Genomic DNA, 5876 nt, shown 5'->3' with positions numbered 1-5876 from the left:
GTTGGGGGTGGGGTTCTTGTTCCGGGGTTGATGATAACTTGCTGTAATTCAAAAAAATCCAGAATTTATTTATTCTCACTTAGTGAAATTTTGATCTTTTTCTGCATATATCACGCCAAAGAAATAACCTCTAAAAATTTATATATTTCTTGAAGGAGTAATTCAATAAATGTGTGGAATAACTGGTTTTTTTACCACTGAAAAACAACTATCTAGTGAAGAAATTGGCAATATCGTCGAAAATATGTGCCAATCTCTGATTCATCGTGGTCCTGATGATGGTGGAATTTGGATTGATGAAGAGGTGGGGATAGCTCTAGGACACAGACGATTATCTATAGTAGATTTATCACCAGAAGGACATCAACCGATGATCTCTGCTAATCGTCGCTATGTAATCGTGTTCAATGGTGAAGTTTATAATTTTCCGGAATTAAGAAAGCAGTTACAAAGCCTTGGATATAACTTTAGAGGTCATTCTGATACGGAAGTAATGTTAGCTAGTTTTTGCGAATGGGGGGTTATAGAAGCAACCAAACGATTTAATGGGATGTTTGCGTTTGCATTGTGGGACAAAGCAGAACGCATTTTACATTTGGGACGCGATCGCATTGGTGAAAAGCCTTTATATTATGGTTGGTGTGGTGATACTTTTATATTTGCTTCGGAATTAAAAGCTTTTAAAGCCCATCCTGATTTTCAGCCAGAAATCAACCGCGATGCTTTGGCTTTATTCCTGCGTTTTTCCTATATTCCTGCCCCTTATTCCATCTATAAAGGTATCTATAAATTACCCCCTGGGACTCTCCTCAGTTGGAATGGGAGTAGAACTCACCCCCAACCAGTGGCCTATTGGTCGGCAAAAATTGTAGCAGAATCAGGTGTTGCTTATCCCTTCACAGGCTCAGAGAATGAAGCTATAGTAAACCTAGAGGGATTATTAAAAGATGCAGTGGGAATGCGAATGCTGGCAGATGTGCCTTTGGGTGCATTCCTATCTGGGGGAATTGACTCCTCTATAGTCGTAGCTCTCATGCAAGCTCAAAGCCATCAACCTGTAAAAACCTTTAGTATTGGTTTTTATGAAGATGCTTACAATGAGGCTCAATATGCTAAAGCTGTAGCCCAGCATTTGGGTACAGATCATACAGAATTTTATGTAACGGCAAATGAAGCACTAGCAGTTATACCCAAACTACCCAGTTTATATGACGAGCCGTTTTCTGATTCTTCCCAAATTCCCACATTTTTAGTATCTCAACTTGCTAGAAATCATGTGACTGTCAGCCTTTCCGGTGATGCAGGTGATGAATTGTTTGCTGGATATAATCGCTATTTTTGGGGACGTAGTATTTGGCAGAAAATAGGCTGGATACCGAAAACAGTTCGTCATTCCACCGCAAAAGCTTTAACAAGTGTTTCCCCCCAAACTTGGAATCAAGGTTTTGCATCTGTAGATGCCATGTTGCCTACAAAGCTTAAAGTAGAAGCTTCCGGTTATAAATTACATAAGTTAGCAAGCATTTTAGCAGTTCCCAACCCCGATATTATGTATGCGGGTTTAGTATCCCATTGGCAAGCGTCAGAGGAAGTTGTTATTGGTAGTTCTGAACTTAGCACAGTTTTGAATGAGCGCAATTTGTCGGACAGCCTACCAGATTTCACAGAACGTATGATGTACTTGGATTTAATCAGCTACTTACCAGATGACATCTTGGTGAAAGTAGATCGTGCCAGCATGGGTGTGAGTCTAGAAAGTCGCATACCTTTTCTAGACCATCGGGTTGTAGAATTTGCTTGGCAAATCCCCTTATCCATGAAAATACGTGGTAATCAAGGGAAGTGGTTATTACGCCAGCTTTTGTATAAATACGTACCCAGAGAATTAATCGAGCGTCCCAAAATGGGCTTTGGTATTCCCATTGATAGCTGGTTGCGTGGACCATTACGAGAATGGGCAGAAGATTTGTTGAATGAGTCTCGATTGAGACAAGAAGGCTATTTCAATCCTCAACCAATTCGGCAAAAGTGGGATGAACACCAAACTGGCAAATTCAACTGGCAATATTATCTTTGGGATGTACTGATGTTCCAAGCTTGGTTAGCTGAAAACCAATTAGGGCTTGCTGAATAAATAAAAAATTTTCAAATTCCATTCAGAAAATAAAAACATGAATAATATCGCAGTCATTGGTCTTGGCTACGTTGGGTTACCTGTGGCTTTAGCAATTGCAAAAAAATTTCCCAATACAGTTGGGTTTGATATTAATCAAGAGAAAATTACCGCATTAAATCAAGGCATAGATTTTACAGGAGAAGTTACTAGTGATGAACTCAAAAATACATCTCTCAAAATAACTTGTGATCCAATTGATTTAGCTGATTGCAACTTCTTTATTGTCGCCGTCCCTACGCCAATTGATAATAACCGTGTTCCTGATTTAACTCCACTGATTAAAGCCTCAGAAACCATTGGTAAAGTCCTTAAAAAAGGTGATGTCGTAGTTTATGAATCCACTGTTTATCCAGGAGTCACCGAAGAAGTTTGTGGTGCTGTTCTAGCACGGGTATCTGATTTACAACAGGGTATTGATTTCAAATTGGGCTATTCACCCGAACGAATTAACCCAGGTGATAAAACACATACCTTAGAAAAAATTGTTAAAGTAGTCGCAGGTGAAGACCCGGAAACATTAGAACAAATCGCTAATGTATATGGTGCTGTTGTTGACGCTGGTGTTTACCGCGCCCAATCCATTAAAGTAGCTGAAGCGGCAAAAGTCATTGAAAATACCCAACGGGATCTTAACATTGCCTTGATGAATGAACTAGCAATAATTTGCGATCGCCTGAATATTCGCACCCGTGATGTCTTAGCGGCTGCGGGGACAAAGTGGAATTTTCTACCCTTCACTCCAGGTCTTGTCGGGGGTCACTGCATCGGTGTAGACCCTTACTATCTCACAGCCAAAGCCCAACAAGTTGGCTATTATCCCCAGGTAATTCTCGCGGGACGACGGATTAACGACAACATGGGTCAATTCTTGGGTAGTCGGTTGGTGAAACTGCTTGTAGAAGCCAATGTGACAATCAAAAATGCGCGAGTGGGGATTTTGGGACTTACCTTTAAAGAAAATGTCCCAGATTTAAGAAATAGTCGCATTCCCGATATCATTCATGAATTGCAACAATTTGGGATTGACCCCCTAGTACATGACTCTTTAGCGGAAAATAGTCATGCAGTCCATGAATATGGGATTCAATTATCTGATTGGAAAGAACTTACATATCTTGATGCCCTAATTTTAGCAGTTCCCCATCAAGAATATTTAGAAATGCCAGCAGAGAGACTATTTGCTCACATTCGTCCAGGGGGAATCTTCATGGATATAAAATCAATATTTGAACCTGGGGATATACCGACAAATATTAATTATTGGAGTTTATAAACGGTGAAATTATGGCGAAAATTTTAGTTACAGGTGCGGCTGGTTTTATTGGTTTTCACCTCAGCCAACGCTTACTAGAAAGAGGTGATCAAGTTGTAGGTTTAGATAACCTCAACGATTACTACGATGTTACCTTAAAAAAAGACAGATTAGAGCAACTTTTAGCGAACCCCAATTTTAGCTTTCATTTATTGGATTTAGCAGACCGAGAAGGCATCCCTAAATTATTCGCTCAATCTAGTTTTGATAAAGTCGTCAATTTAGCTGCCCAAGCCGGAGTCCGTTATTCATTAAAAAATCCCCATGCTTATGTAGATAGTAATTTAGTGGGATTTGTGAATATTCTCGAAGGTTGTCGGCATACAAACGTTCAACATTTAGTATTTGCTTCTTCCAGTTCAGTTTACGGTGCAAATACAAAAACTCCCTTCTCCGTTCACGACAATGTAGATCATCCCGTAAGTTTGTACGCAGCTACCAAAAAAGCCAACGAATTAATGGCACATACCTACAGTAGTTTGTATGGCTTACCAGCTTCAGGATTAAGATTTTTTACAGTTTACGGTCCTTGGGGTCGTCCTGATATGGCATTATTTCTGTTTACCAAAGCAATTTTAGCAGGACAACCAATTGATGTTTTTAATTACGGGAAAATGAGGCGGGATTTTACGTATATTGATGACATTGTAGAAGGCGTAATTCGTGTTGTTGATAACGTGGCTGCATCAAATCCCAACTGGTCAGGAAATGCCCCAGATCCTGCCACAAGTTATGCCCCCTACAAAAATTATAATATCGGTAATAATCAGCCGGTGGAATTAATGCACTTTATCGAAACCTTAGAAAATTGCTTGGGAATGAAAGCAGAGAAAAATTTGCTCCCCATGCAAGCTGGTGATGTACCAGCAACCTATGCCGATGTTGATGCCTTAGTGACAGATGTGGGTTTTAAACCGAATACCTCAATTGAGGAGGGAATCGAGCGATTTGTGAAATGGTATCGGTCATATTACCAAGTTTAAAAAATCCGGCGTTGGCGAATGAAAGTATGAATTTATCTCACGCAGAGGCGCAAAGAGTAAGAGTAAGAGAAATGGAATTTTTGATTTTCATATCTTAATTCAGCAACGCCAGAAATACCTACCTTTCTATGTCACAAAAAATTAAATTGCTGCACATTACCACCGTTCCCGAAACCTTTTCCTTTTTTCGTGGACAGATTGCTTATATGAAAGCACGAGGATATGATATTCATGCTCTATCCTCACCTGGAGAAGCTGTAGAAGAAGTTAGTTCCCGTGAAAATATACCATTCCACACGGTGACAATGCCCCGACGGATCACACCACTCCAGGATATTGTGGCTATTTGGCAAATTTGGCAACAAATCCGCACTATCAAGCCTGTGATAGTACATTCCCATACTCCTAAAGGTGGATTATTAGGAACTATTGCGGCTTGGTTAGCACAAGTACCTGTGAGAATTTATCATATTCGGGGATTGCCCTTAATGACAGCAACAGGATATAAACGCATCCTACTATCATGGAGTGAAAAGGTTTCCTGTTTACTGGCACATCAGGTGATTTGTGTGAGTCATTCCCTGCGAGAAGTGGCAATTAGTGAGGGTCTTTGTCCCCAGGAAAAGATTACCGTATTAGGTGGAGGAAGTAGTAATGGGGTGGATGCAAGCGATCGCTTTAATCCCGCTAATCTACCACCTCAGACCAGAAAAGAAGTTCGTCAACAATATGGTATTCCTGATGATGCCATTGTCATTGGCTTTGTCGGTCGGATTGTCCGCGATAAAGGTGTGGAAGAATTAGTTGCAGCTTGGAAAATTCTCCGCGCAGAGTTTCCCAATTTGCATTTACTCCTAGTTGGGTATTTTGAATCTCAAGACCCCATATCTGCTCAAACCAAGGAAATACTGCAAACTGACGATCGCATCCATGCAACAGGGGGCAAAGATCACACCCCGCCATTGTACGCGGCAATGGATGTGTTTACTTTACCAACTTATCGTGAAGGCTTTCCTAATGTCCCTCTGGAAGCTGCGGCCATGAAACTACCTGTAGTCGCCACCAAGATTCCTGGTTGCATAGATGCAGTTGAAGGTGGAGTAACAGGGACACTTGTACCATCCCATGATGGGTCAGCTTTAGCCGAAGGAATTCGTCATTATGTGGTTAATTCCGAACTCCGACAACAACATGGTTTGGCTGGACGAGAGCGGGTTTTGCAAGAATTCCGCCAAGAAGATATTTGGAATGCGCTAGATCAGGAATATGTGCGAATTTTAAAAGCGCAGGGATTACCTATTTCTAATCTCCCTCGTCAGATAGAAGAAATATTGATGTAGAAGTAGTTTAAGTTTGATTCTATAAATAGGGGTTTAGCAATGCTAAACCCCTACAAATTTAGGTT

At 40.7% G+C, this 5876-nt stretch carries 4 protein-coding genes; all 4 read left to right on the top strand.

The annotated features are described in order from the left end of the window. The first annotated feature begins 169 nt into the window (after positions 1–169). The 4 genes from asnB (at position 170) to IQ228_RS19270 (ending at position 5811) form a co-directional block, all read left to right on the top strand. Complete coding sequence (gene asnB, locus IQ228_RS19285) at positions 170–2134, top strand: asparagine synthase (glutamine-hydrolyzing) (protein WP_193963982.1); 1965 nt, start codon at positions 170–172, stop codon at positions 2132–2134. 37 nt (positions 2135–2171) lie between these two features. Further along, a complete protein-coding gene (locus tag IQ228_RS19280) occupies positions 2172–3449 on the top strand; it encodes a nucleotide sugar dehydrogenase (RefSeq protein ID WP_193963980.1) in 1278 nt (425 codons plus the stop codon). 11 nt (positions 3450–3460) lie between these two features. After that, positions 3461–4471 carry an NAD-dependent epimerase gene (locus IQ228_RS19275; protein ID WP_027403384.1) on the top strand — a complete coding sequence of 337 codons (1011 nt, stop codon included), beginning with the start codon at positions 3461–3463 and terminating at the stop codon, positions 4469–4471. 128 nt (positions 4472–4599) lie between these two features. Continuing rightward, complete coding sequence (locus tag IQ228_RS19270) at positions 4600–5811, top strand: glycosyltransferase family 4 protein (protein ID WP_027403383.1); 1212 nt, start codon at positions 4600–4602, stop codon at positions 5809–5811. Positions 5812–5876 lie beyond the last annotated feature (65 nt).

The sequence above is a fragment of the Dolichospermum sp. LEGE 00246 genome, assembly GCF_015207865.1.
GTDB classification, from domain to species: domain Bacteria; phylum Cyanobacteriota; class Cyanobacteriia; order Cyanobacteriales; family Nostocaceae; genus Dolichospermum; species Dolichospermum heterosporum.
The sequence above is the reverse complement of the archived record's forward strand: the minus strand, read 5'-3'. Positions and strand labels throughout refer to the sequence as shown.